This window comes from Nocardioides jensenii JCM 1364 = NBRC 14755 (genome assembly GCF_001552535.1).
GTDB lineage: Bacteria > Actinomycetota > Actinomycetes > Propionibacteriales > Nocardioidaceae > Nocardioides > Nocardioides jensenii.
Window position 1 is genome coordinate 13285 of record NZ_BCRJ01000079.1, and the last position, 26483, is coordinate 39767.

Genomic DNA, 26483 nt, shown 5'->3' on the forward strand with positions numbered 1-26483 from the left:
TCCGGTTCATGGTCAACCCGAACGGCCCCGGGCGCGAACGAGACGCCCACTCACTTGCCGGCAGGCAACGCCCCCGAGGCGATCGGCAGGTCGACGAACGACGCGGCGACGGCGTTGTGCTGGACGTCGTAGAGACCGCCGAGCGCATTCAGCAGCCGGCCCGGCGAGGTGAGCAGGTGCGGGGTGTCGCCGCTCTGGATCAGCAACCGCAGCCGGTGGCCGGCCGGGACGGTCGAGAACACCGGACGCACCTCGATGTCGTAGCGAGTGACCGCACCGACCGGCACCGAGCGTTCGGCGGCCTTCGTGTGCGGGTGGTAGGGCAGTCCGTAGGCATCGCCGATCGATGCCCAGCTGCGGCCGGGGGTGATGGCGCGAGCCGAGCCCAGCAGAGCGCCGGAGGACAGGTCGGTGACCGTGCCGTCGGGGGCGACGTCCTGCAGGGTCACCACGAACATCGTCTGGGGCCGGTTCGCCCTGACCCGCAGAGTGACGCCGACCGGGCCGGCGATGCGCGTCGCCCGGGCGAGGGGCGAGGTGTCATAGGCGAGGTCGCCCGGCTGTGGTGCGGTCAGCTCCTTCACCGTCGAGCACTGTGCATACAGATCGCGGGCCAGCCCGGCCGTCCACTGCACGATCGCCCGCTGGCAGGCCAGCGACACAGGCTTGTAGAGCATGCGGTCGGAGCCGGTGGCCGCCGTCGGGGCGCGCGTGCCGAGGGACTTGCCGTCCTGCAGATTCAGACGCCGATAGGTCGCGGCTTCGGACGGATAGCGCGCCACGTCGTACGACGACCCGTCCGGCTCCTGGACGTGGAACGGCTTCGTGGTGTCGGTGATGCCGTTGTCGAGGCCCTTGAGCCAGTGGTCGAACCACGCCAGCTCGATGGCGTCCAGGTCGACCGTGCTGCCCTGGTTGCCGTGGTCCCACGGCCCGGTCAGCAGCTGGTAGCGGCTGGTCACCCTCTGGGTGCGGTTCATCGGCGCGTAGACCGATCGCCCGGCCCACGCGTTCTGCAGCCCGCTGTAGAGCAAGGGCTCCCCGCGCTGGAACACGTCGTACTGCCCGCCGACGACGTACGCCGGCACGCCGTTGGCGACGACCTGGGAGAGCACGTTCTGAGGAGCGCGCTCCTGCCAGTAGGGGCTGTCGTGGACCCGGCCGTTCTCCAACAACGCGTTCAGTCCGGTGGTCAGCTCGAACGGGATCCCGGCCAGGCCGTGCTCGAGCGAGAGCCGCAGTGCGTCGAGCGGATCGGACGCGCGCTCGGCGAACGGCGTGAGCGTGCGCAACCCGAAGTATCCAGCGATCAGGCCCAGGCTCGAGGTCATGTTGACGATGCCGCCCGCCACGAACAGGTCGCGGTAGGGGTCGGAGGCCGTCGCGATCGGGAAGATCGCCTTGAGCGGTGAGTTCTTGCCCACGGCGGCCGCGGTGAAGACCTGGTCGATGCCGAGGTAGGAGCCGCCGAGCAGGCCGACCTTGCCGTTGCTGCCCTCGAGTGCGGCCGACCAGCGGACCAGTTCCGCGCCGTCGAGGGCCTCGCTCCTGCCGAAGAGCATCGACTGGCCTTCGGAGCCGCCGGTGCCGGCCACGTCGACGATCACGCCGATGTAGCCGCGCTTGACGAGGTAGGGATTCATCGCGCCGAGCCCCGAGTTGCCGACGCCCTTGCCGTACGGCGTCTGGACCAGGATCACCGGGAACGTCCCCTGTGCGCGCTCGGTGGTCCCCTTGATCGCTGGACGGTGGATGTCGGCCCGCAGCACGCGGCCATCCCTCATCGTGATCGGCACGTCGCGCTCGACCACGACGTCGTACTTCTCGGGCTGCTCGTCGGCCGCCGCCCCGGCGCTGGCCGACCCTCCCGCGAGCGCCCGCGCTCGCGGCCCTGCCGCTGCCGTGCTCGGAGCCAGCATGGTCGCGCCCAGCAGCAGGGCGACGACCAGGGCGACCAGGCTGCGCTGAGAGTTCTTCGTCCGGTCCATGGGTGTTCCTCCGAGGCGGCCGTGAGTAAACTCGGACGAACGTACAACTTTTTCCACGACAGGACAATGGTCAGGTGACGACCCCCGCCCGTGCCCGGCTCAGCCAGGAGCGCAGTCGCGTGCGACGCGAGCAGCTGCTCGACGCCGCGATCGAGCTCTTCGCGCAGGGCGGCGCCCGCGCGGTCACCCATCGGGCCGTCGCCGCCCGGGCCGACCTGCCCTCCGCCACGCCCGGCTACTACTTCGACTCGGTCGGTGACCTGCTCACCGCGGCGCTGACCCGTCACGTCGAGACGTGGATCGAGGACATGACCGAGATGGCCGACCTCTCTCTCGGCCTGCAGATCGACCTGGACGATGCTCGCGGCCTGGTCACGATGGCCTTCGGCGAGCGGAGCGTCGAGACGGTTCACCTCCAGCTGTCGACGTTCCTCGCGGTCAGCGCCGACCCGGACCTGCAGCCGTTGGCAGCGCGGGCTCTGGCGGCCGTCGAGCAGCTCTCCGCGCGGATGCTGGCGACCGTCGGCGTCACCGACGCGCCCGCCGTCGCTCAGTCACTGGTGCACCTGATGATCGGCTCCGCGGCCGCGCGGCTGACCGGCCTGCACGACGACGAGCACACCGCGGACGTGCTCTTCGACGCCGTACGCCGGCTCGTGGCGACCGCGATGATGGACCAGGCGGCGATCACGGACGCCCTTCCGAAGGCCCCCTCCACGAGTCGTTGATTCTCGTGCGTCGACTCGTTGGTCCTCGTCGGTCGAGGTGCGGTGTCCGCGCGCCCGGGGTGCGACGTACCGACTCAACGCTCGAATCTCAACAACTCGACGCGCCACAATCAACAACTCGACGCACGAGACTGAACAACTCGTGGCGCAGACTAGGCTCACGGGCGTGACCACCGTCGAAACCCAGCCCTGGTTCGCCTCGCCCGACGACGCCCAGACGTTGCTGGAGGCGACCGGATACCTGGCCGACTCCGCGACCACGACCACGGCCTACCTGGCCGGTGAGCTCGGCAAGCCGCTGCTGATCGAGGGACCTGCCGGGGTCGGCAAGACCGAGCTGGCCAAGGCCGTGGCCACCGCGACCGGCGCCGAGCTGATCCGGCTGCAGTGCTACGAGGGGCTCGACGAGGCCCGCGCGCTCTACGAGTGGAACTACAAGAAGCAGCTGCTGCGGATCCAGGCCACCGGGCCCGACCAGGAGTGGGAGCAGACGCACGACGACATCTTCACCGACGAGTTCCTGCTCAGCCGGCCGCTGCTGACCGCGATCCGTCGCGACGAGCCGACCGTGCTGCTGATCGACGAGGTCGACAAGACCGACGTCGAGGTCGAGGGGCTGCTGCTCGAGGTGCTCTCCGACTTCCAGGTCACCATCCCCGAGCTCGGCACCGTCGAGGCGGTACGCCGACCGTTCGTGGTGCTCACCTCCAACGCCACCCGCGAGCTCTCCGAGGCGGTCAAGCGACGCTGCCTCTACCTGCACCTCGACTACCCCGATGCCCAACGGGAGCAGGAGATTCTCCTCTCCCGAGTGCCCGGGCTCGACGACAGGCTGGCCCACGAGGTGGTCGCGGTCATCGCCCGTCTGCGTGAGCTCGAGCTGAAGAAGGCACCGTCGATCGCGGAGTCGATCGACTGGGCGCGCACGCTGATCGCGCTCCAGATCAAGAACCTCGACCCGGCCGCGATCAGCCGCACGCTCGGCGTCGTGCTCAAGCACGTCTCCGACCACGACCGCGCGGTGCGCGAGCTGAAGCTGAAGGCCTAGGCGATGTCCGGTCTCCTCGATCGGCACGTCGAGTTCGTCGAGGCGCTGCGCGCCGCGGGGATCCCGGTGTCGCTCGCCGAGGACATCGACGCGGCCCGGGCGACGACGGCGCTCTCGTGGTCCGACCGGGAGCAGATCAAGACGGCGTACGCCGCCACGCTGGTCAAGCGCGCCGGCCACCGAGCTCCGTTCGACGCGCTCTTCGACCTCTACTTCCCAGCCCTGACTGGCGAAACCCGCGTTCGCGGCGTCGACGAGGAGCAGGGCGGTGAGTCGCGCGGTGAGTCGGGCCAGAGCCTGCCGAACGACACCGGAGAGGCGTTGCACAGCTTCCGCGACGAGCTCGCCGAGGCGATGACCGCAGACCCCGACGCCCTGCGTGACCTGGCCATCGAGGCGGTCGGCACGTTCGGTGCGATGCGCGGACGAGCCCCCGGGCTGTCGTCCTGGAGCGCCTACCAGGCCTTGAAGCGGGTGGCCCCCGACGAGCTCGTCGACCGGATCGTCGCCGGCCTGCAGCTGAAGGGCGACGACGCCCGCGCCGCCCGGCGGCAGGCGACCAACCGGGTGCAGCGGTTCACCACGCTGGTCGAGCAGGACGCGCTGCGCCGGATCGCGGAGGAGAAGGGGCCCCAGCACGTCGCCGACACGACGGTGCGTCCCACGATCGACAACCTGCCGTTCCTCAGCGCGCGACGCACCGACCTGGAGGCGATGCGTCGTGAGATCCAGCCTCTCGCTCGACGACTGGCCACCCGGCTCACCAAGGAGCAGCACGCCCGACGTCGAGGACCGCTCGACTTCCGGCGGACCGTCCGGGCCTCGATCTCCACCGGGGGCGTTCCCCTGACCACGCACCACCGGCCGAAGCGCCCGCACCGCACCGAGCTGGTGGTGCTGTGCGACGTCAGCGGATCGGTGGCGAACTTCGCCCAGTTCACGCTGCTGCTGGTCTTCGCGTTGCGCGACCAGTTCACCAAGGTGCGCGCGTTCACGTTCATCGACCACGTCCACGAGGTCACCCACCACTTCAAGCCGGGTGCCGACGTGGTCGACGTGATGGCCGACCTGGCTGCGGCGACCAGCCACGCCGCGCTGTGGGGCCGCACGAACTACGGCCGCGCGTTCACCAAGTTCGTCGAGAACCACCCCGACGCGCTCGGTCCGAAGACCTCATTGCTGGTGCTCGGCGACGGCCGTTCGAACTACAGCGACCTGCAGCTCGACGGCTTCAAGGCGATGGTCGACCAGTGCCGCAACGCGTGGTGGCTCAACCCCGAGCACGCCCGCAACTGGGGGACCGGCGACTCCGCCGCCCCGCAGTACGCCGAGCTGGTCTCGATGGTCGAGTGTCGCAACCTCGCCCAGCTCGGCGAGTTCGTGCACGACCTCGTCTGATCGCAGGATCAGCCGGCGAGGAAGCCCAGCTCGTGGATCCGCTTGATGGCGGCCCGCAGCTCCGGGTGGGTGGCGGCGTCCGCTGCCCGACCACCGGCGACGTACGCCGACGGGCCGGTCTGCGAACCGCCGTCGAAGACCACCGTCAACCGGTTGCTGACGCGGGCGTTGATCAGCGACCCCAACAGTGCGACCGGGTCGGCGCGGTCCTCGAGGGAGAGCACCGTGGTCGGCTCGGGGATGTTGGTCACCTGGGCGTTCGGTGCACCGGCGGTGATCACCTGGTCGATGACGAACTTCTCGGAGGCTGCGGCCGCGGCGATCTCGGCGGCGGCCACCCCGCCCTGGGCGTGACCGACGACCATGACGCGGGCGCCCGGCTCCTCGCCCACGGCGGCTTCGAGTGCGTCGATCACCGAGGAGACCCGGCCGGCGACGTCGCTGCCGACCAGCTGCAGGCTGCCGGGCGCGCGCTGACCGCGGCTGGGCAGGTAGGCGATGAAGCGCCCTCCCGGCAGGTGCTGCACCAGCAGGTCGCCCTCGACCTGGCTCAGTGAGGTCATCAGGTCCTCGATGGAGGACGGTGTGGGCAGGGCCGAGGCGTCGCCAGGAGCTGCGGCCGGCTCCGCCTTCTCGCGGAAGCCTCCGGCGATGTCGCGCAGGCCCGCGGAGAAGTCGTCGACGAACTCGGGGGCGCCGACCGCCCGCAGCCCACCCTGGGCAACCGCCGGCCCCTGCTCGCCGCCGAGCACAGCAGCGGTCAACAGGGAACGCATCTGGAGGCCCTCGATCAGGCCGCCCCCACCGCTGACGAAGTGGTCCATCAGCTCGGGGTTGGCCTCGGCGAGCTCGTTGAGGTACGCCGCCAGCCCGTCACGGTCGAGCGCGTCGGTCTCGATCAGGCCCGCGGAGAAGATCGCACCGCCGAGCGCGACCTCGGGGGCGAGGTAGCCCACGGCCCGGGCCGCGATCGAGCCGAGCGTCTTGTACGCCGCGAGCTGGAGGTCGTCGATCCAGCGGTAGGTCAGCACCGTGGCGCGCACGATCAGGGCATCGGCGTCGAGCTCGACGGAGCGGACCATGAGCCCGGTCTTGCCGGTGGTCGCACCGATGATGTCCTGCTCGGCCTGGGCGAAGGTCGCCTTGGAGAGCTCCTCGGACTCCAGGAGCCCCTCGTCGGCGAGGATCTCGGCCCCCAGGGTGGCGCGTTCGCGCATCTCGTCGCCGGAGCTGTCGAACAGGTCGGCCAGACGCATCATCTGGTCGTACTTGTCCTGGGCGGCGGCGGCCTGTGCCTGCTGCTGCTCGGTCATGCGGTCACCTCCGCGAGGATCGGTCCGAGAGTGGGGGCGAGCTCGGTGGCCGCCACCCGGCGTACGTCGACCCGGTTGGCGTCGTCGACCTGGTGGGAGCGCAGCACGTGCCAGCCGTCGGCCAGCAGCACCCACGACACGACGCCCACGACGTCACTCCCGCCATCGATGTCGGCGACCAGCCCACGCAGCCGACCCCGGGTCTCGCTGACCAGGGCGGTGATCACGGAGCTGACGGTGGCATCCGGAACGGTCTCGCCGGTCGAGTCGTGCACCTGGCCGCCGTGGTGGGCCACGATCGTGCCCAGCAGGTCGGCACGGCCGCTGCGCACGGCCTCGCTGCCGGCGTCGAGCAGTTCATAGGGAAGGTCGATCGCCTCGGGGACGCCCGACGCGTCGGACGCGTCGTCGTCGGGGAGCCCGGCGACCCGGGCGAGCTCGGCGGGCCAGTGGGAGCTCTCGAACCAGGCCAGCTCGAAGACCACGCCGTCGGTGGTGGCCAGGGTGGCCACCGCACCGTCGCGCTGGCGGTGCCAGGCCCGGGCCCGAGTGCCGTCGATGTTCACGTCGAGGTCGAGGGCGGCAGCAGGGGTGGCGAGCAGGCCGAGCGCTCCGACCACACCGGGGTCGGCCGTGCCGTCGACGAGCAGGCCGCGCTTGACCAGGGACTCCTCGGGGTCGTGGAGCGTGGCCACGGCGTCGGCGTACGCCTGGTCCTCGGCGGCGCCCCGGGACTGGCCGAGACGGCTCTCGAGGGCGTTGGCGGCGCGGCCGGCGGCCGGTTCGACGATCTCGAACGGCAGCGGCGCGCCACCGGCAGCCTGCGCCAGTCGCTCGAGCTCGGGCCGGGTGAGGGCGAGTCGTCGTGGCAGGCCCTCGAGGGTTCCCTGCGCTGCGGGCGCGGGGCTGGTCAGGTCAATGGTCGCCATGTCTCAGAGTCCCGGAAGGTTGACGGTCAGCCAGTCCTTGTGGCCCGGGGCGGGCGGCACGAACTGGTCGAGGATGCGGTCGACGTCGGAGGCGTCGATGGTGACGCCCTCCGGGGTGTCCTGGGCGCGTTGCTCGGCGATGCGGGTGCGGGCGTCGGCGACCAACGAGTGGGCCTTGCGCTCGACGCCGTCGATGGAGTCCTTGAGTCGCTCGACCTCGGTGATGTGCCGGGTCAGGGACTCGGCCGCGGTCTCGTGCTGGGCGGCGCAGTCGCGCAGGTGGGCGGCGCGGTCGTGGATGCGGGCGCGCATGTCGGCAGCGGCCCGGCCCTCCCAGTTGATGGACTCGATCTGCGCGATCAGACGGTCAGCCATGCCGCGGATGTCGGTGCACTGCTCCCGCAGTTGGGCCGCACGCTTGCGCATGGCGGCGGAGTCGCCGTACATGTATCACCTCTCCAGTCGACGGACCTCTACCCCCGTGCGAGCGGTTCAAACCGACTCAACCGAGGTTCTCTTCCCCGGATGGTCAAGACCTAAACCTTCTCTCGCGCCGAGCGTAGCGGCAGGGCGTCGCCGAGCGTGGGACGGATCACTGCAGAAGCGCCCACCGTCAGTCCAGGTACGCCGCCAGGCGGTCGAGGCCGGTGGCGATCTCGCCGGCCGACCCGGCGAAGCTGAAGCGGATGCTCCGGTTGCCGTGCACGGTGTCGAAGTCGACGCCGGGTGCGACGGCGACCCCGGTGGCGTCGAGCAGGTCCAGGCACCAGCGCATCGAGTCGCCGGTGAGGTGCCCGATGTCGGCGTAGGCGTAGAACGCGCCGTCGGCCGGGGCCAGCTTGTCGATGCCGAGTCGCGGCAGCCCCTCGAGCAACAGTCGACGGTTGCCGGCATAACGCCGCACATGGCCGTCGAGCTCGTCGTACGCCTCATCGGTGAAGGCCGCGATCGCGGCGTGCTGGGCGATCGCCGGCGGGCAGATCGTGAAGTTGCCGGTGAGTACGTCGACCGGGCGGCGCAAGCGCTCGGGCACGAGCATCCACCCGATCCGCCAGCCGGTCATCGAGAAATACTTGGAGAACGACGAGAACACGATCGCCTCGCGCGAGGTCTCCCAGGCGCTCCGGCTCAGCTGGTGGTCGGTCTGGTCGAGCCCGGCGTACTCGATGCCGTGGTAGATCTCGTCGCTGACCAGCTGCACGCCGCGCTCCTCGCACCAGCGGGCGAGGTCGGCGAGCTCCTGCGGCAGGAGCATGGTGCCGGTCGGGTTGGCCGGGCTGGCCACGACCAGCCCCTTGATCTCGCCGAGCTCTTCCAGCTGGGCGACAGTGGGCTGGAACCGGGTCTCGGGCCCGCAGTCGATCTCGACGACCTCGCAGCCGAGCGCGGTCAGCACGTTGCGGTAGCAGGCGTAGCCGGGCCGGGCCATCGCCACCCGATCGCCGGGCTCGAACGCGGCCAGGAAGGCGAGCAGGAAGCCACCGCTGGAACCGGTGGTGACGACCACGTCGTCGCGGTGGACGTCGATGCCGTGCATCCGCCGGTGGTGCCCGGCGATCGCCTCGCGCAGCTCCGGGATGCCGGTGGCGACCGTGTAGCCCAGGGGGTCGCCCGAGCCGAGCAGTCGGATCGCCTCGGCCAGGACCGGTGCCGGGGCGCCGCTGCTGGGCTGGCCGGCGACGAAGTTGACCATGTCCCCGTGGCTGCGTTGCCGCTCGCCGGCGGCGGCGAGCAGGTCCATCACGTGGAACGGCGGGACGTTGGCGCGGCTGGCGACGGTGTAACGGTCGGTCATGCGCCCCAGTGTGACCTCACCGTGTCGCGGCGTGGCGCCCGGCCCGTCGACCGAAGAACGAACCCTCGCCGAGCTGGGTTCCGCTCGCGTAGCCCTTGGCGTCCTGGGCGATGTTGGAGGCACAGGCACCGGCGGCATAGAGACCCGCGATCGGGGTCCCGTCCGCGCGACGCACCTGCCCGTCGACGTCGGTGACCAGCCCGCCCATCGTGAAGCCGGCGTACAGGGCCCGGCCGAGGGTCAGGTCGAAGGCACCCCACGGCCCGGTGTCCTGCGGGGCCAGCCACTCCGGCTGCTTGTGGAAGTCCGGGTCCTCGCCGCGTGCCGCGTTCTCGTTGTACGCCGCCAGCGTGGCCACCAGTGAGCCGGTCGGCAGCTCGAGGCCGGCCTCCATCTCCTCGACCGTCTCCCATCCGTCGATGAAGGGTGCCAGGGGGAAGACCGGGTGCTCGATGTGCTCGCTGTCGACGATCAGGTAGGCCGCATGACCTGGCTGGTCCATCACGTGGGCCGACGTGCGTGCGTGATAGCTGTCCTCCGCGACGAACCGGCGTCCCTCCCTGTTGACCAGCAGGCCCGTGACGAGTCTCGAGGGGGGATAGAACGGCGCGGTGATGAAGGCCTCCTCCATGAACGCGGTGGCACCGCCGACGGACTCACCGAGGCGGATGCCCAGGCCGTCGTCGTACGTCGTCCCGAGCACGAAGGGCTTCTCGGCGAGATGGGGGGTGAACTTCGCGACCATGTCCTTGTTCATCACGAAGCCGCCGGCGGCGAGAATGACCGCCTTGGCCCGGATCACGCCGGTCTCCGCGAACCTGCGCCACTGCACTCCGACCACGTCCCCGGTTCCGGTCGAGCCCTCTGTGGTGGTCGAGCCGGTCGAGACCACCAGCGCGTTGGCCCCGGTCTCGTAGCGCACGTCCACGCCCGCCTCGGCCAACCGATCACGAAGCAGGTCCATCACCAGCCTGGTGCCCTCGGTGTCACCGGCGACGGGGACCTTGTGGCCGCGTGGAGCCGGGATGGCCCGCTCGATGAACGGCCACACCTTCTCGTTGCCGGTGTACATCAGCCCCTCGGTGCCGGGCTGGATGACCGCCTTCTTGTCGTAGTAGGAGCGTTCGAACTCGAAGCCGAGCGACTCCAGCCAGTCGAAGTGCTCGACGCTGTCCTCGCAGTAGGCACGGATCTTCGCCGGGTCGGGCTCGCAGGAGACCGCGGTCAGGTAGTCGACCATTGCCTCGACGCTGTCCTCGTGACCGGTCGCCCGCTGCACCGCCGTCCCGCCGCCGAGGTAGAACGCGCCGCCACTCATCGCCGACGTGCCGCCGTGCACTGCTGCCCGCTCGAGCAGGACGACGTGGGCGCCCGACCGTGCCGCCTCGAGGGCAGCCGATCCGCCGGCGATGCCGAACCCGATCACGACGACGTCGCAGGACTCCGTGTCGGGAGCCAGGTGGGTGCTGTCGAGGACCTCGGGGAGGTCGGTTCCGCTCATGCCTGCAGGCTAGGGGAAAACTAGAACAAGTTCCAGAAATGTCCACGATAGGATTCAGGCCCGCCCCCCGATCAGCGAGGTGCCCTTGTCCTTCGATGCCCACCAGCTCGATCAATTCCTGTTGCTGGGCTCGATCGTCACCCTGGCCGCGATCCTCGCGGTGCGCCTCTCCAGCCGGGCCGGACTGCCCAGTCTCCTGATCTACCTGCTGATGGGCGTGGCCCTGGGTGAGGCCGGCGTCGGCATCCTCTTCGAGGACGCCGCCATGGCCCATGCGATCGGGTTCGGGGCGCTGGCCCTGATCCTGGCCGAAGGTGGCATCAGCACCAAGTGGTCCGAGATCCGGCCGGTGATCGGGCTCGGCGCCTCGCTGGCCACGATCGGTGTGGTGTGCAGCGTCGCGGTGATGGCCGTCGCCGGCCACTACCTGCTCGGTCTCCCGTGGGAGCTGGCACTGCTGCTCGGCGCCGTCTGCTCTCCGACCGATGCAGCGGCGGTCTTCTCCGTGCTCCGCGTGGTGCCGCTGCCCCGGCGGATCACCGGCACCCTCGAAGCCGAGTCGGGTCTCAACGACGCTCCCACCGTGGTGCTGGTCGCCCTGATCTCCAGCGGGGCGCTGGCCGAGGACTCCATCTTCGAGATCATCGGCGTGATCGTCTTCGAGCTCGTTGCCGGTGTCGTCTTCGGGTTGGCCGTGGGCTTCGGCGGGGCCTGGGTGATGCGCCGCATCGCGCTGCCCTCATCGGGCCTCTATCCACTGGCGATCCTGTGCCTGGCCACTGGTGCCTACGCCTCCGCTTCCGCCGTCCACGCCTCCGGTTTCGCGGCGATCTATGTCGCCGCCCTGGTGCTCGGCAACGCCGAGCTGCCTCACCGTGCGGCCACCAAGTCGTTCACCGAGGGCATCGGCTGGATGGCTCAGATCGGCCTGTTCGTGATGTTGGGCCTGCTGCTCTCGCCTGACCGCATCACCGCCCAGACCCTGGGCTTCGCGCTGATCGCCGGCATCGTGCTCACCCTGGTCGCGCGCCCGATCTCCGTGGTGGTCAGCTCGGTGGTCAGACCGATGCCGTGGCGCGACCTCACCTTCATCTCGTGGGCGGGCCTGCGTGGAGCTGTGCCGATCGTGCTCACCACGATTCCGTTGGCCGAGGGCGTCGACGACGCCGAGCAGGTCTTCGACATCGTCTTCATCATGGTGATCGTCTTCACCTTGCTGACCGGTCCGACACTCCCCGTGCTGGCCCGGTGGCTGGGGGTGGCCCGCCGCTCGGAGCCCCGCGACCTCGACGTCGAGGCCGCGCCGCTCGAGCGCATCGACGCCGACCTGCTGCAGATCACGATCAGTCCCGGCTCACGCATGCACGGGGTCGAGGTCGGCGAGCTCCGGCTGCCCCAGGGCTCGTCGGTCGCCCTGATCATCCGCGAGGGGGAGTCGCGGGTGCCCGAGCGGCGTACCGTCCTGCGTCGCGGTGACGAGCTGCTCGTGGTGACGCCGCGACGGTTGCGCGCACGCACCGACGACCGGTTGCGCGAGGTCTCCCGTGGGGGCCGGCTGGCCCAGTGGCTGGGTCAGGACGAGGCGGCGGCGCGAGAGAGCCTCGGAGAGTGACCGGTCGGGACCGTCAGTCCGGCGGCGGGCTGCAGACCGTGGAGTCCTCGGTGACCGGAACGGCCTTGGTGGCGCCCTTGCTCAACGCGGTGAAGTTGCTGCCGACGACGACCACGATGCCGATGCCGAGCTGCTCCTGATCGGTCACGACCGGCGTGCCCTTGCCGAACTGGGCGGCCACCAGCTTCGCGGCGGGGTCGTCGCTCGTCGCGGCCCGCACCTCCACCCGGCGGACCTTGGCCGACGGGGCGTTGGCGCTGTCCCCCGCGCCGAAGCCACGGGTGATCAGCTTCTCCATCGTCTTGCTGGCCAGGCCGTTGCGCTCGCTGGCGTTGAACACGCTGACCGTGACGTCGCTCGCGCGCACCTTCGTGCCGGCCTTGAGCGTCTTGGTCTCGCAGGCGGGCTTCTCGTCGGCCACGATCGAGTCGGTCGGCAACCCGCGGGTGACCTGCGAGATGCCGAAGAGGGCCATGAAGACACAGATCACCGCGAGCACGGCCATGGTCACGGTCGAGGTCTGCCGAGAGTCCATCAGTCCTCCAGCACGTGCACGCGTGCGTGCAGGACGTTGCGCTGCTGGAGCGCCGCGCGCAGGGCACGGTGCAGGCCGTCCTCGAGGTAGAGCTCGCGGCGCCAGTAGACGACGTGGGCGAACAGGTCCCCGTAGAAGGTGCCGTCCTCGTCGAGCAGTGAGACCAGGTGCAGGGTGTCCTTGGTGGTGATCAGCTCGTCTAGACGCACCTGGCGCGGCGCCACCTGGGCCCAGCCGCGCGCGTCCAGCCCGTGGTCGGGGTAGGGGCGGCCGTCACCCACGCGCTTGAAGATCACGCGGCCGACTATAACGAGAGGAGCCCGCCATCACGGCTTCGGCGGTCGCCGCGCGGCTTCGAAGAGGTGAGACGCGAATCGCGTGGCGCGCCGGGCGGGTGAGGCCGCACAATGGATCCCGTGCCCACCTCCCACGCGCTGATCGCCTTCGTGGTCGCCTCGCTCCTGTTCATCCAGGTGCCGGGGCCGAGCCTGCTGTTCACGCTCGGCCGCGCGCTCACCGTCGGCCGGCGCGAGGCGCTGCTCTCGGTCGTCGGCAACGCGCTCGGGCTGCTCGCCCAGGTGATCGGTGTCGCGCTCGGTCTCGGCGCTCTCGTTGCTGCGTCCGCATCCGCCTACACGGCCCTGAAGCTCGTCGGTGCGGCGTACGTCGTCTATCTCGGCATCCAGGCGATCCGGCACCGGGCTGATGCGCGCAAGGCCATGGAAACGCCCGACGAGGCTGCCGTGACCCGGGCTTCCACGCTGGGATCCATCTGGACCGGCTTCCTGGTCGGCGTGACCAACCCCAAGACGATCGTCTTCTTCGCGGCCTTCCTGCCCCAGTTCGCGAACCCGTCGGGTCCGGCCGCGCCGCAGCTACTGTTCCTGGGCGGCGTGTTCGGGGTGCTGGCGGTGGCCTCCGACAGCTGCTGGGTCTTCGCCGCGAGCCGGGCTCGCGACTGGTTCGCCCGCAAGCCGCAGCGGCTCGACGGCCTCGGTGCCACCGGTGGCGTGATGATGGTGGGGCTCGGCGCCGGCCTGGCCGCCACGGGCAACACCACGCACTGAGCTGCTCATCCGCCGTAGGGAACGGTGATGATCTCCATGCTGTGCCCGTCGGGGTCGAGCCAATAGAGGCCCCGGCCGCCGTCGTTGGTGTTGATCTCGCCCTCCACCCGGTGGAACGGATCGGCCCAGTAGGTCAGCCCGCGAGCCACGAGGCGCTCGCGGATCGGCTCGAACGAGTCGTCGTCGACCAGGAACGCGTAGTGCTGCGGGTGCGGCGTGCCGTGGTCGTCGGCGTAGTCGAGGGACACGTCGTTGTCGACCTGCACCACCACGAACGGCCCGTACGTCGTGGGCTCCGGCAGGCCCAGGATCTCGACCAGGTGACGTGAGGACGAGGCCTTGTCGGTGCAGTGGACGATGGTGTGGTTCAGCTTGATGCTCATTGTCTTCGCCTCCGCCGATCATCCTGCGCCGGGTCGTCGCCGAGTGCCACCCGATTTCCCGCGGATCGACTCCGGTCAACCCTGCGGGTCGCTCCAGGCCAGCTGCAGCGCCTCGACACCGCGGTCGCGGGTGATCAGTCGACCGCGACCGGGCGGCTGCGACGTGGGGCGCAGGTTGCCCAGCAGCGCGCCCTCCTCCGGGTTGCCGGAGAGCATGATGCCCGGCATGGCCAGGTCGCGGATGGTCTGGATGATCGGGTCGTAGAGCGCCCGCGACGCGCCACCCGATCGTCGCGTGACGATCAGGTGGAACCCGGTGTCCTTGGCCTGGGCCAGCAACGGCGCGAGCACGTGCACCGGCGACCCCTGCTGGGTGGCGACCAGGTCGTAGTCGTCGACCAGGACGTAGGCGTCGGCGCCGGTCCACCACGACCGGTTGCGCAGCTGGTCGGGGGTGACGCCGGGCCCGGGCAGGCGGTTGGTCAGGTAGGCCGCGAGGTCCTTCAGCGCCGGCGTCGCCTGGGTGGCGCTGGTCAGGTAGTCGAGGTTGTACTCCTCGGGGATCTCGCCCAGCAGCGACCGGCGGTAGTCGACGGCGATGATCTGGGCCTCCTTCGGCGACTTCGTGCGCACGATCTCGCGCACGATCGAGCGCAGCAGTGAGCTCTTCCCGGACTGGCCGTCACCGAGGACCAGCAGGTGCGGCTCGGCCTCGGGGTCGAGCATGACCGGAGCCAGCTCCTTCTCGTTGACGCCGAGCAGCAGGGAGCGCGCGGCCGACTCCCCGGCCTGCTCGCGCAGCTTCTCCAAGGTGATCCTCGCCGGCAACAGGCGCACCTTCGGACCGACCGGCCCGCGCCAGGCGGCGGCAGAGCGTCGGACCAGTGCCTCGACGCCGTCGCCGAGGCTCTCCCCGTCGGGGGAGCCGTCGATGCGGGGAAGGGCGCCGAGGAAGTGCAGCTTGCCCGCCATCAGACCGCGACCCGGACGTGAGGTGGGCACGAGCTGGGCCACCTTGCGGTCGATCTCGGAGTCCAGCGGATCACCCAGGCGCAGCTCGAGCCGGGTGCCGAACAGGTCACGCAACGCGGCCCGGAAGTCGGCCCAGCGGCCGGCCGCGACCAGCAGGTGCACCCCGAAGGTGAGCCCGCGCTGGGCCAGCGTCTGCAGCTCCAGCTCGATCTCCTCGAAGTCCGAGCGCAGGGTGCTCCAGCCGTCGACGACCAGGAACACGTCGCCGTACCCGTCGTCGGCACGTCCGTGCGCCCGGCGACTGCGGTAGGTCTCGATGGAGTCGATGCCCTGGTTGCGGAAGTAGGCCTCGCGACGGTCGACGACGCCCTTCACCTCGGCCACGATGCGGCGTACGACGTCCGGCTCCGACCGGGTTCCGATGCCGGAGACGTGAGGAAGGTCGGCCAGGGGGGCGAAGGTGCCGCCCCCGAAGTCGAGCACGAAGAACTGGCTCTCCTGCGGGGTCGTGGTCAGGGCCAGGCTGGTCACCATCGTGCGCAGCAGCGTGCTCTTGCCGCTGCGTGGGCCACCGACGACGGCGGCATGGCCGGCCGCTCCGGTGAGGTTGACCGTCATCGTGTCGCGGCGCTGCTCGCGGGGCCGGTCGACGATGCCGATCGGCACGGTCAGGCCGCCCAACGACCGCCATCCCTGGCTCACCAGGCCGAGGTCCGGGTGCTCGGTGAGGTCGCCGAACAATGTGTCGAGGGTGTCGGGGACGTCGAGCGGTGGCAGCCAGACCCGGTGCGCCGGGGATCCCTGGCCGATCATCTTCTGCACCGCGATGTCGAGCAGGGAGTCCTGATCGCCCTGCTGCGGCATCGGGGCTGGTGCCTCCACGTCGTCCTCGGCGCCGTCGAGCGACTGCACCTCGGCGATCGTGAAGGGCAGGATGCCGCGCAGGTTGCCGCCCTCGTCGCGTCGGATCCGGGCCCGACCCGACGGGGCGCCGGAGACATAAGCCGCCTTGAAGCGCAGCAGGGTGGACTGGTCGGGCTTGAGGTAGCCGAGACCGGGGACGGCCGGAAGCTCGTAGGCGTCGGGGACCCCGAGGACGGTGCGGGACTCGACTGCGGAGAACGTCCGCAGCCCCACCCGGTAGGACAGGTGGGACTCGAGCCCGCGCAGGCGGCCCTCCTCGAGACGCTGGCTGGCCAGCAGGAGGTGCAGGCCCAGGGAGCGGCCCAGTCGACCGATGGCGACGAACAGGTCGATGAACTCAGGCTTTGCGGCCAGCATCTCGGAGAACTCGTCGACGACGATGAACAGCGACGGGATGGGTGGCAGATCGATCTCGTGCGAGCCCGAGGCCCGCGCCTTCTCGTAGTCACGGATCGAGGCGAAGTTGCCGGCCCCGCGCAGCAGCTCCTGGCGGCGGACCATCTCACCGGAGAGAGCGTCCTGCATGCGGTCGACGAGTGTGAGCTCCTCGGCCAGGTTGGTGATCACGGCCGAGACGTGAGGCATCTCGGACATGCCGGCGAAGGTGGCGCCACCCTTGAAGTCGACCAGCACCAGGTTGAGCTGCTCGGGGGAGTGGGCCATCGCCATGCCGAGCACCAGCGTGCGCAGGAACTCCGACTTGCCGGAGCCGGTGGCGCCGATGACCAGGCCGTGCGGACCCATGCCCTGCTGGGCCGACTCCTTGATGTCGAGGTGGACCGGCGTGCCGTTGTCGGCGACGCCGATGGGCACCCGGAGCCGGTCGCGGGCCGGCCGCTGTCGCCACGCGGCCCTGGTCTCGAACGAGAACACGTCGCCGAGGCCGAGCAGGTCCATGAAGTCGGTGGGGCCGGCCTGGTCGGTGCCCCCCTCGGCGCCGATGGTGACGGTGTTGAGCGGCGCCAGCCGCCGAGCGAATGCCTCGGCGGTGGCCAGGTCCATCTGGTCGGCCAACCCGGTGAGGGGCTCGGCCCGCACCCGCTGCGCGCTGACCGGAAGCCGGCCACCGGTGCACCCTTCCTCGGGCGGTTGGTCGGCGAAGTCGAGGCGCAGTCGAGTGGGGTCGTCGAGCTCGTCCCAGCTCTCCGGCAGATCGAGCAGCGTGACACCGTGCAGGCCGTCGGGCGGGATGATGTGGTTGCCGGGCGGCAGTCGACCGCCGTCGATCACCAGCAGGATGTGCGGCAGTGCCGGACCCTCGTCGGCCCCGAACCGTGGGCGTTCGGAGAGATCGGGCGGCAGCATCGAGCCGAGGTCGTCGAGCGACGTGGTGACCATGCGGCGCGGGCCGACGGCGTCACCCTGCTGTGCGCTCAGCGAGTGGGGCAGCCACTTCAACCAGTCCCACTCGGCCAGGCGGTCGTCCCCGCAGAGCACGGCGACGATGAGGTTCTCGGGGTTGTGGAACGCGGTCGCGGAGCAGATCATCGCGCGGGCCAGCCCGCGGGTCGCCGGCGCCGGCCCGGTCAGCTCGATCCGGTCGAAGGCGGCCAGGTCGACCGAGGCCGGCAGGTTCGACTGCACCCGGTGGACGGCGAGCAGCCGGTGCAGCGCGGAGGCGGCCGCGGGGTCGACCTGCTCGACGGGTCCACTCTCGGGCGGGACCAGTTCGAGTGACAGAGGCTGCGAGGAGAGGCCGTAGCGGACATGGAGGAACTGGTCGTCGGAGGGGGTGTGCTCCCAGAGTCGGGCGCGGTCCTCGGCCAGCGACGGCAGCGCGGAGGGGTCCGGGTGGTGCCAGTTCAGGGCGGCCCGCTGCTGGTCCGCGGCGTTGCGGGCCACCTCGCGGACGCCGGCCAGGTAGCGGAGGTACTCGGTGCGTGACCCGCTCAGCTTCTGCTGGCGCTGCTTGCGCTGCCGGTCGATCTGCACGAAGACGAAGCCGAGGGTGGCGAAGAGGAACATGCCGCCGGCGATCAGCCGCTTGGCGCCGCCGCCGTCACCGCTCATCGTGGCGATCACGAGAATCGCCCCGACGCTTCCCAGCATCGGGATCGCCATCGCCAGGGCGTTGCCCGCACCTTCGTGCGGCGACAGCTCCGGGGGCGCCTGGATCGCGACCTTCCCCGTGGGCGCCTGGGGCGGGTCGAGACGGTGTCCACTGCGGAGCGTCGTCACGGCGGCATCCCCCTGAGAAGGCCTGGCTGGTCTGGATCGCTGTCGATCCTAGTGGCTCGGGCCCACGCCACCCGTGGGCATCGCCGACCGGTGACGGCACAGCGCGCGACGGTGCCGGCGTACTACTCTTCCCGGCAACAGCCGAAGGGAGTGCGTCGTGTCGGAAGCGGCAGTCGCGAGCACCGTTGCGCTGACGGTGCACGGGCCCTTCGGTGCCGTCGACCTCGTGGTGCCGCTGGCGGCCGCGGCAGGTGACGTCGCCCGGGAGTACGCCGTCCAGTGCCGACTCCAGCGGCTGCCCGCGCTGTTCACCACGACAGGTACGGCGCTCGCGCCCTCGACGTCGATCGCCCGGGCGGGCATCAGGTCCGGCGCGGTGCTGGTGGCGCACCTGGGCGGACCCCCGACGGTCGGTTCGGGGCCACGTGCTCTCGCTGGCGCCGACGACCGAGCCGAACCGGGGCGCGGAGTCCCGGGCGTCGTCGCAGCGGCACTGGCCCTGGGGATCGCGGCGGTTGCCGCGACACTGGCCGCGGTCCTCGGCGCGCACGCCGGCTCCGAGAGTCAGCGCGACGCGACGCTGGCGCTCCTCGCACTGTGCGCCGCGGTCGGCGTACTGCCCATCGGCCGATTCGTCGATCAGCGGGGCATCGCCGCGCCGGCCTTCGGTGCGGCTGTCGCCTGGGTCCTGGCCTGGGATCCGTCACCCGAGACCGCGCCCCTCACCCTGGGCCTGGCCGGCCTCGGTGCTGCCGTCGTGGCCGCCGTGGCACGGGCCACCGGTGCCGGGTCGGTCGTCGTGCACACGGTCTGGATGGCGGCCGGCATCACCACGTTCCTCGTCACCGGTGTGGGTGTCCTGGCCGGGTTCCCACCCCAGGTGGCCTGGGCGGCGCTGCTCGTGGTGGCCCTGCTCTCCACCCGTTCCGCGACCGCGTTGGCCGTCGACGTCCCCGACCGGATGCTCCTCGACATCGACCGACTCGCCGTGACCGCCTGGTCGGCGAGGGACCGACCCGTCGACGATTCAGCCGACCAGTCGGCCGCCCTGATCCGCGGTGCCGGCATCGCCGCGACGCTGGCGCGAGGGAGCCGCATCGTCGACGCGGCCTCGGTCGCGATCCTGGTCGTGACCGTGACGGCCACCCTCCAGCTGATGGCCACGGCGACCTACGACGTCGACCGCCAGGGCGCCCAGTGCCTGGTGCTGTTCACCGGTGCCGGGCTGCTGCTCGCGGCTCGCGGTCTCCGCCACGTGACCGCGCGGATGATGTTGCGCGGTGCCGGGCTGTTCGCGTGGGCAGTGCTGGTGTGGCACCTCCTGCCGGACCTGTCCGAACGCTCCCTGGCGTACGTCGTCCTGGGCTGCCTCGGCGTGGCGGCCACCGCGGGACTGGCGGCCGTGGCGACCGGGCGAGGGTGGCGCTCGGCGAGGTGGGCCGGACGCGCGGAGCTGGCCGAGATCATCGTCGGCGCACTCGCGATCGGGGCCTCGGTGGTGGCCAGCGGACTGTTCCGGATCATCTGGGAGATCCCTTTCAGCCGCTGATTCGAGCAGTGCTGAGCGTGGCCTGTGGACAACCCGAATCGCCTGTTTTCACGGGGGCGGCCGGGGCAGACCCTTGTCATCGGCGCCCGCACCGGGCGCCGATGACGGAAGGAATCCCGATGAGCTCACCCGGAGCCGGCTACACCACCACCGATGCCGTCCTGGCCGAAGCGGCCAGGGACGTCACCACCACCAAGAACGACCTCGAGATCATCATCCGCGACCTGCGCAGCCGCCTCGGCGAGCTGAACAGTGCCTGGCGCGGACGGGGCGGCAGCGCCTTCCAGGGCGCGATCGAGGCCTGGCAGCGCACCGCCGATCGCGTGGTCGGAGCGATGGACAACTTTCACGCCAACCTGACCGGCACCGAGGCCACCTACAGCGCGACCGAGGACACCGTGGCCTCCGGTCTCAACCGCTACCAGGACAGCCGGCTCTGAGCCTGCATCCAGGCTGAGTCGGACCACCAGAGAAGAGGACATGACATGGGCGAGAACATTGCAGTGGGCTACGAAGCACTCGACGGTGCCGCAACCCAGCTGAAGAACCGGGCGATCGACATCGAGGACAAGCTGAACGCCATGGAGCGGCGCATGATCGCCCGCTCCGACCAGTGGACCGGCGACGCGTCGCTGGCGTTCAACGAGGCCCGCGCCGCCTGGGACGGCGCGATGACCGACATGAAGAACGTGCTCCAGGACATCGGCGTGACCGTCGGTCTCTCCAACCAGGAGTACCAAGCCACCGAGGCGCGCAACGCTCGACGCTTCCGCGGCTGAGTGCCGGGGCGGGCGATCCGACGGCGGTAGGCTGCACCCGCGGCCCGTCCGCGCCTGCCGATCAGCCCGCTCCGAGCACAGAACTGGGGAGAGGATGTCCCAAGCCGCGACTCCGGCCAGCACGTCCGGCCTGGTCCGGGTCACCGTTGCTTCCGGCACCCGCCGCGTCGACCTCGTGCTGCCCGGCTCCATCCCGGTCGCCGAGCTCGTGCCCGAGCTGGCGCGCAGCGTCGGCCTGCTCGACTCCGCCACGGTCTACGGCGGCTACCGCGTGGTCACCGGTGACGGACGTGAGCTGGTCAACGACGCCGGACTCACCATGCAGGGCGTCGAGGACGGCGGGCTCCTCACCGTCGCCGCCGGTGTGGACGACGAACCACCCCGGGTCTACGACGATGTCGTCGAGGCGATGGCCGACGCGGTCGAACGTGACCTCACACCCTGGGAGCCGGCCGCGGGGCGCCGTACCGCCCTGGCGGCTGCCGTCCTGCTCCTCGCGGTCGGCGGATTCGCGGTGCTCCTGCAACGCGGGTCCGACCTGGGCACCGTCGCCGCCTGCCTCATCGCCGCGCTCCTCGTGGTCGGCGCGATCGTGCTCAGCCACGTGCAACGTGAGCGCGAGGCGTCCGTGTGCCTGGCCTGGGTGGGCGCCGCCTACGGCGGTGTCGCCGGGCTGATGCTGGTCGAGGACTCCGTCCTGCTGGGTGCTCCGCTGGCCGCAGCCGGTCTGGGGGCGCTCCTGGCCGGTGGGGTGGCCCTGGTCGGGTTGGCCGAGGGACGCGCCCTGGTGCTCCCCGCCGTGGTCGTCGGCAGCGTCTTCGCCGCGGTCGGTGCGGTGGTCGACGCCGCCGATCTCGACCCCGCCACGGTGTTCACGATCGTGCTCACCCTGGTCGTCCTGGCCGGCGGCGTGCTGCCCTGGCTGGCACTGGGGGCCACCCGCACGCGGGTGGAGCAGCTCTACTCCACCTCCGACATCACCAACGAGCCCGCGCCGGTCGACCCCGCGATCATCCGTGAGGACGCCGTCGTCGGCCACGAGATCCTGCTCGGGGTGACCGCAGGCGTCGGGGCGTTGCTCGTGCTCTGCGCGCCGATGGCCGTCTCGACCGGCGTGGCCGGCACGCTGCTCGCCGTCGCCGCCTGCGCCGCGGTGATGCTGCGGACCCGCCAGTACCGTTCCGGCACCGAGGTCCTCGCCGGGCTGGTCGCCGGTGTCCTCGGCCTGGTCTCCACGGCCGCCTCGACCCTGCTGCTGCACCCCGACTGGCGGCCCACGGTCGCGGTGGTGCTGGCCGCCGCGTCCGCCGTACTCCTGGTCGCCACGCTGGTCCCTCGCCCCGGCTCGGTGCGCCGCGGGCGGATCGGCGACCTGACCGAGATCCTCGCGCTGCTGTCCCTGGTTCCGCTGCTGGTCCTGGCCAGCGGGCTCTTCGACCGGCTGCAAGGGTGATCGGCGTTGTCCTCCAAGCGTGACCTGGTCGAGGCGCACGCCTTCAGCCGGCGGCGCCTCGTCTCCGCGTTCATCAGTGGCGCTCCCGGTGGTCGTGAGGTCGAACCGGTTCGCCAGTCCCGGGTGATCCTGGCCGGGCTGGCCCTTGCCGTCCTGCTGCTGGCCGGCGCGGCCCTCGCCTCGATCCTCGGTGGTGGCCGCTCACCGTCCGACTGGCTCGAACCGGGTGTGGTCATCTCCAAGGAGGAGGGCAGCCGGTATGTCGTCCTGACCGACGACGGCGACCTGCACCCGGTCCTCAACCCGGTCTCGGCCAAGCTGCTGCTCGGTGACACCGAGCCCAAGGTGGTCAAGCAGGAGCTGATCCGCGAGCAGCCGCTCGGTGCCCAGATCGGCATCTACGGTGCCCCCGACGGCGTCCCCGACCGCGACTCACTGCGGCCCTCCGGGTGGACCTCCTGCACGACGTCCCAGGCCGCCAGCCACCTGCACATCGGTGACACCACCACTGCCCAGCCGCTGACGGGTGCCGGCATGGTCGTCTCGGTGCGGCTCGGCAAGGCCAAGAAGGACGTCTTCTACCTCGTCGCCCCGTCCGCCGACGCCGAGCACGGCTACCACCGCTACCTGCTGGGCACGAGTGCGCAGGCCGCGCCGCTGCGCGGCAACCTCGGTCTCGACGGGGCCCGCGAGTTCCGGGTCTCCACCCAGTGGCTCAACCTCTTCCCCGAGGCCCCCGCGCTGGCGCTGTCCAGCTTCGGGCTGCCGGCCGACTCGCCGAAGGTGACCTACGACGTGGGCGGTCGTGACCTGAGGGTCGGTCAGCTGGTCCGCAACCCCAGCTCGAAGCAGGTCTATCTGCTCGGGGAGGACCAGCCGTTGCTGCTCACCGAGTTCAGCCTGCGGGTCTACGACGCGATCGCTCCCCGTGGCCAGCCCACCGACGTCGCGGGCATCGCCGGCGAGCCGCTGACCGCGCTCGCCGACTGGCCCCGTGCCGCGCCGACGCCGCTGACCGCCGACGAGTCGTGCGCCGTGCTCGAGACCGAGAAGGGCGAGGCCGCGCGCGTGCTGCTGGCGTCGGGTCCCTCCGACGAGGAGAGCGCCGTCGACGTGCCACCCGACTCGGCCGAGGTCAGTGTCGAGCCGCCGTACGGCGCCTACGTCAACGTCGGGCAGTTCGGCGACACCACCGGAGGGGCACCGGTGCTGATCGACATGAACGCCACCCGCTACCGCCTCGGCGGAGAGACCGGGCTGGCCGCGCGAATGTTCGGCTACGGCAGCGACGATCCGCCGACCGTGCCCGATGCCTGGACCGAGGGCTTCGACTGTGGCCCGGAGCTCTCGCAGGAGGCGGCCCGTCGGGCCCCCGACCCGCGTTCCGTGTCGCAATGCGATCGCTGAGCCCCGGCCCGCACCGCCCCTGACCGGCCCGCCCCGGGTGTGACGCTCGGTCCCCAAGACTCTTGGCACCTCGCCGGCAGGCACACAGCCAGCAGGGGCGGGGTCGTCCGGAAATCGCAGAACGCCCGGACTGCGAACAGTCCGGGCGTCCAGGTGGCGGAGGTAGAGGGATTCGAACCCTCGAGGGCGTTAACCCAACCCGCTTTCCAAGCGAGCGCCATAGGCCACTAGGCGATACCTCCGCGGAGGAGATTACCTGTCGGGCCGGATGCGGAGAAATCCGGCTGCTCCCAGACGCGGATCGTGGCCGCTTTGGCCCTCACCCGGAGGCTGACCTAGACTCTCCGCAACCCCCCGCGTGGCGACATCTCGCTGAACTCCCCCAGGGCCGGAAGGCAGCAAGGGCAGGTGAGCTCTGTCGGGTGCGCGGGGGGCCTTTTGCTCCCCGGCCGCATATCCTCGCGGCCATGCACCTCCGTCGTCGCGGCACCGCGCTGCTGCTCGCTGGGTGCCTCGGTGCGTTCACCGGGCTCGCTGCGTGCTCGGGATCCGACGGCGGGGCCGCGCCCGACGAGTCGGCGGCTCCGAGCACGTCGAACACTCCGCCGCCGGACGCCGTACGCACCGAAGACCTGCCGAGCGCGGGTGCACCCACCGAGAGCCTGCCCGGTGACGTGGTGCCCAGCGACCTGGACTCGATCGTCGACGACTACAACAAGCGGGAGAAGCGCCGGGTGGACCACCTGCGCGGCGCCGACGTCGGCTGGCCGCAGTGCCCCGACACGGTCGGCATCCCCGAGAAGCGCGGACAGAACCAGCCGATGCCGGTCGAGGCGGCGGAGTTCGTCATCGTCGGCCTCACCAACAGCCCGTCCTTCACCCGCAACCCCTGCCTGGCCGACCAGCTCAGCTGGGTGCGCGAGCGCGGACTGCTGGTCGCGGCGTACTCCATCGTCAGCTATCCGGACGCAGCCACCCTGGCCACACTCGGCGACGAGGGACCGTACGACGGCAGCAACCGCCTGGGTGCCCTGCGGAACGTGGGTTACCAGGCGGCGTTGTTCAACGTGGTCACGATGGCCGACACCGGGCTGGAGAGCCCCGTCGTGTGGCTCGACGTCGAGCCGGTGCCGTTGTTCGGGTGGAGCGACGACACGCAGGCGAACGCAGCCGTCGTCGAGGGCACGGTGCGCGGCTACCGCGACCGCGGCCTCACCGTCGGCTTCTACTCGCTGCCTTCGATGTGGAGCAAGATCGTCGGCGGGTTGCGCTTCGGCGGGCCCGAATGGCGACCGGCGGGCGTGACCTCGGAGGGGGCCGCCGAGGCCCGCTGCGGTGCGCAATGGTCGTTCCAGGGCGGGGACGCGGTCCTCGGGCAGTGGGTCCAGGACAGTCGCGACCACAACGTCACGTGCCCCGGCGTACGCCTCCAGCCGGAGCGCTGGTTCCACAGGTTCTGAGGCCGGGGACCGGTCCGCCTTTCGAGTGTCGCCGGTGGTGGTTAGGGTTCACAACGTGGAAGCACCCCTCGCCCTCTATCGCCGCTACCGGCCCGAGACGTTCGCCGAGGTCATCGGCCAAGATCACGTCACGGAGCCGCTGCGGGCTGCCCTGGCGAACAACCGGGTCAACCACGCCTATCTGTTCTCCGGGCCGCGTGGTTGCGGCAAGACCACCTCCGCACGCATCCTGGCCCGGGCCCTGAACTGTGAGAAGGCGCCGATCGCCGACCCGTGCGGGGAGTGCGACTCCTGCCGCGACCTGGCCCGGGGCGGGCCCGGGTCGATCGACGTGATCGAGATCGACGCCGCCTCCCACGGTGGTGTCGACGACGCGCGTGACCTGCGCGAGAAGGCGTTCTTCGCTCCGGTGAGGAGCCGCTACAAGGTCTACATCATCGACGAGGCCCACATGGTCTCCCCGCAGGGCTTCAACGCCCTGCTGAAGCTGGTCGAGGAGCCCCCGCCCCACCTGCGGTTCATCTTCGCCACCACCGAGCCCGAGAAGGTCATCCCGACCATCCGCTCGCGCACCCACCACTACCCGTTCCGGCTGATCCCGCCGCGCCTGCTCTCGTCGTACCTCTCCGAGCTGTGCGAGAAAGAGGGCGTCTCGATCGAGCCGGCCGCGCTGCCGCTGGTGGTGCGCGCCGGTGGTGGCTCGGCCCGAGACACGATGTCGGTGCTCGACCAGTTGCTCGGCGGCGCCGGCGCCGATGGCGTGACCCACGCCCTGGCCACCGGGTTGCTGGGCTACACGCCCGACTCGCTGCTCGACGAGGTCGTCGACGCGTTCTCCGCGGGTGACGGGGCCTCGGTCTTCGGGGTGGTCGACAAGGTCATCGAGACCGGTCAGGACCCTCGCCGCTTCACCGAAGACCTGCTCCGCCGGCTACGTGACCTGGTGATCATCGCCGCGGTTCCCGACGCCTCCACGACCGGGCTGATCGACGTGCCCGAGGACGCTGCCGAACGACTCACCGCCCAAGCCAGCCGGTACGGCGTCGCCGGGCTCAGTCGCGCGGCCGACCTGTTCGCCACCGGTCTGACCGAGATGCGTGGCGCCACCGCGCCTCGGCTGCTGCTCGAGCTGATCTGTGCCCGGGTGCTGCTGCCCGGGGCCGACCACTCCACTGACGGGCTGATGGCGCGACTCGACCGCCTCGAGCGGCGGGTCGAGATCACGGGTGGGGTGCCTGCGCCGGCCTCCGGGCCTCCCGGTGAAGCGGCCGCCGCCAACCAGTACCGCTCGTCCCTCGCGGCGCGGCCAGTCTCATCCACGGCCGCGGCCACTCCGCCCTCCGGCTCTGCGGCCCGCGACGACCAGCCGGCGCCTGTCATCCCCGAGGCGACGGCACAGACCTCCGCGCCGGCAGCAGATGACGTGCCGAACGCGACCCCGGCGCCTGCCGCCCCGGCACCCCC

General features: G+C 71.0%; 22 protein-coding genes, 1 tRNA gene and 1 other RNA gene. 13 read left to right on the top strand and 11 right to left on the bottom strand.

The window, feature by feature from the left end:
* Window positions 1–50 precede the first annotated feature (50 nt).
* Window positions 51–1988 carry a CocE/NonD family hydrolase gene (locus tag NJ4_RS17390; RefSeq protein ID WP_067437937.1) on the bottom strand — a complete coding sequence of 646 codons (1938 nt, stop codon included), beginning with the start codon at window positions 1986–1988 and terminating at the stop codon, window positions 51–53.
* 74 nt (window positions 1989–2062) lie between these two features.
* Between NJ4_RS17390 and NJ4_RS17395 the strand changes: the two genes are divergently transcribed.
* The 3 genes from NJ4_RS17395 (at window position 2063) to NJ4_RS17405 (ending at window position 5162) form a co-directional block, all read left to right on the top strand.
* Window positions 2063–2716 carry a TetR/AcrR family transcriptional regulator gene (locus NJ4_RS17395; protein WP_067437939.1) on the top strand — a complete coding sequence of 218 codons (654 nt, stop codon included), beginning with the start codon at window positions 2063–2065 and terminating at the stop codon, window positions 2714–2716.
* Window positions 2717–2882: 166 nt separating this feature from the next.
* Window positions 2883–3764 carry an AAA family ATPase gene (locus NJ4_RS17400; protein ID WP_067437941.1) on the top strand — a complete coding sequence of 294 codons (882 nt, stop codon included), beginning with the start codon at window positions 2883–2885 and terminating at the stop codon, window positions 3762–3764.
* Window positions 3765–3767: 3 nt separating this feature from the next.
* The gene (locus tag NJ4_RS17405) at window positions 3768–5162 is read left to right on the top strand and encodes a vWA domain-containing protein (RefSeq protein WP_067437943.1); all 1395 of its coding nucleotides are present in this window, start codon (window positions 3768–3770) and stop codon (window positions 5160–5162) included.
* Window positions 5163–5170: 8 nt separating this feature from the next.
* On the opposite strand, the gene NJ4_RS17410 is transcribed toward NJ4_RS17405, so the two are convergent.
* The 5 genes from NJ4_RS17410 to NJ4_RS17430 all read right to left on the bottom strand — a co-directional run bounded on the left by NJ4_RS17410 (window position 5171) and on the right by NJ4_RS17430 (window position 10700).
* Window positions 5171–6475 (bottom strand): hypothetical protein, encoded by a 1305-nt coding sequence (locus tag NJ4_RS17410; protein ID WP_067437944.1) that lies wholly within the window; start codon window positions 6473–6475, stop codon window positions 5171–5173.
* Window positions 6472–7404: a hypothetical protein gene (locus tag NJ4_RS17415; protein WP_067437946.1), complete on the bottom strand. Its 933-nt coding sequence runs from the start codon at window positions 7402–7404 to the stop codon at window positions 6472–6474. The genes NJ4_RS17410 and NJ4_RS17415 overlap by 4 nt, the downstream gene beginning before the upstream one ends.
* Before the next feature lie 3 nt (window positions 7405–7407).
* A complete protein-coding gene (locus NJ4_RS17420) occupies window positions 7408–7851 on the bottom strand; it encodes a hypothetical protein (protein WP_157551197.1) in 444 nt (147 codons plus the stop codon).
* Between the two features lie 166 nt (window positions 7852–8017).
* On the bottom strand, window positions 8018–9199 hold the full coding sequence (locus tag NJ4_RS17425; RefSeq protein ID WP_067437948.1) for a pyridoxal phosphate-dependent aminotransferase: 1182 nt from the start codon (window positions 9197–9199) through the stop codon (window positions 8018–8020).
* A gap of 16 nt (window positions 9200–9215) precedes the next feature.
* Entirely contained in the window at window positions 9216–10700 is a 1485-nt protein-coding gene (locus tag NJ4_RS17430) for an FAD-binding protein (protein WP_067437950.1), read from the bottom strand.
* Between the two features lie 85 nt (window positions 10701–10785).
* Here NJ4_RS17430 and NJ4_RS17435 point away from each other — a divergent pair, with 85 nt between their 5' ends.
* Entirely contained in the window at window positions 10786–12312 is a 1527-nt protein-coding gene (locus tag NJ4_RS17435; protein ID WP_067437988.1) for a potassium/proton antiporter, read from the top strand.
* 13 nt (window positions 12313–12325) lie between these two features.
* On the opposite strand, the gene NJ4_RS17440 is transcribed toward NJ4_RS17435, so the two are convergent.
* The gene (locus tag NJ4_RS17440; RefSeq protein WP_067437952.1) at window positions 12326–12847 is read right to left on the bottom strand and encodes a LytR C-terminal domain-containing protein; all 522 of its coding nucleotides are present in this window, start codon (window positions 12845–12847) and stop codon (window positions 12326–12328) included.
* Window positions 12847–13143, bottom strand: coding sequence for a type II toxin-antitoxin system VapB family antitoxin (locus tag NJ4_RS17445; RefSeq protein ID WP_067437954.1), 297 nt, complete (start codon window positions 13141–13143; stop codon window positions 12847–12849). The genes NJ4_RS17440 and NJ4_RS17445 overlap by 1 nt, the downstream gene beginning before the upstream one ends.
* A gap of 111 nt (window positions 13144–13254) precedes the next feature.
* Between NJ4_RS17445 and NJ4_RS17450 the strand changes: the two genes are divergently transcribed.
* A complete protein-coding gene (locus NJ4_RS17450; RefSeq protein WP_407668079.1) occupies window positions 13255–13914 on the top strand; it encodes a LysE family translocator in 660 nt (219 codons plus the stop codon).
* A 5-nt stretch (window positions 13915–13919) separates the two neighbouring features.
* Here NJ4_RS17450 and NJ4_RS17455 read toward each other — a convergent pair whose 3' ends face one another.
* Window positions 13920–14297, bottom strand: a complete 378-nt coding sequence (locus NJ4_RS17455) for a VOC family protein (protein WP_067437956.1) — start codon at window positions 14295–14297, stop codon at window positions 13920–13922.
* Between the two features lie 75 nt (window positions 14298–14372).
* A complete protein-coding gene (eccCa, locus tag NJ4_RS17460) occupies window positions 14373–18371 on the bottom strand; it encodes a type VII secretion protein EccCa (protein WP_067437958.1) in 3999 nt (1332 codons plus the stop codon).
* 157 nt (window positions 18372–18528) lie between these two features.
* Here eccCa and NJ4_RS17465 point away from each other — a divergent pair, with 157 nt between their 5' ends.
* From NJ4_RS17465 to NJ4_RS17485, 5 genes are all read left to right on the top strand, one after another.
* On the top strand, window positions 18529–19920 hold the full coding sequence (locus NJ4_RS17465; RefSeq protein WP_067437960.1) for a hypothetical protein: 1392 nt from the start codon (window positions 18529–18531) through the stop codon (window positions 19918–19920).
* Between the two features lie 119 nt (window positions 19921–20039).
* Window positions 20040–20360 carry a WXG100 family type VII secretion target gene (locus NJ4_RS17470; protein ID WP_067437962.1) on the top strand — a complete coding sequence of 107 codons (321 nt, stop codon included), beginning with the start codon at window positions 20040–20042 and terminating at the stop codon, window positions 20358–20360.
* A gap of 45 nt (window positions 20361–20405) precedes the next feature.
* Complete coding sequence (locus NJ4_RS17475; RefSeq protein ID WP_067437964.1) at window positions 20406–20699, top strand: WXG100 family type VII secretion target; 294 nt, start codon at window positions 20406–20408, stop codon at window positions 20697–20699.
* Between the two features lie 94 nt (window positions 20700–20793).
* Window positions 20794–22152 carry a type VII secretion integral membrane protein EccD gene (eccD, locus tag NJ4_RS17480; RefSeq protein WP_067437966.1) on the top strand — a complete coding sequence of 453 codons (1359 nt, stop codon included), beginning with the start codon at window positions 20794–20796 and terminating at the stop codon, window positions 22150–22152.
* 6 nt (window positions 22153–22158) lie between these two features.
* Window positions 22159–23559: a type VII secretion protein EccB gene (locus NJ4_RS17485; protein WP_067437968.1), complete on the top strand. Its 1401-nt coding sequence runs from the start codon at window positions 22159–22161 to the stop codon at window positions 23557–23559.
* Between the two features lie 154 nt (window positions 23560–23713).
* Here NJ4_RS17485 and NJ4_RS17490 read toward each other — a convergent pair.
* Window positions 23714–23801, bottom strand: a tRNA-Ser gene (locus tag NJ4_RS17490).
* 106 nt (window positions 23802–23907) lie between these two features.
* Here NJ4_RS17490 and ffs point away from each other — a divergent pair.
* The 3 genes from ffs to NJ4_RS17505 all read left to right on the top strand — a co-directional run.
* An RNA gene (gene ffs / locus NJ4_RS17495) (signal recognition particle sRNA small type) lies at window positions 23908–23998 on the top strand.
* Window positions 23999–24026: 28 nt separating this feature from the next.
* Window positions 24027–25019 (top strand): glycoside hydrolase family 25 domain-containing protein, encoded by a 993-nt coding sequence (locus tag NJ4_RS17500; protein WP_067437970.1) that lies wholly within the window; start codon window positions 24027–24029, stop codon window positions 25017–25019.
* A gap of 55 nt (window positions 25020–25074) precedes the next feature.
* Window positions 25075–26483, top strand: a 1409-nt coding sequence (locus tag NJ4_RS17505) for a DNA polymerase III subunit gamma and tau (protein ID WP_157551198.1), incomplete at its 3' end; no start/stop codon positions are given.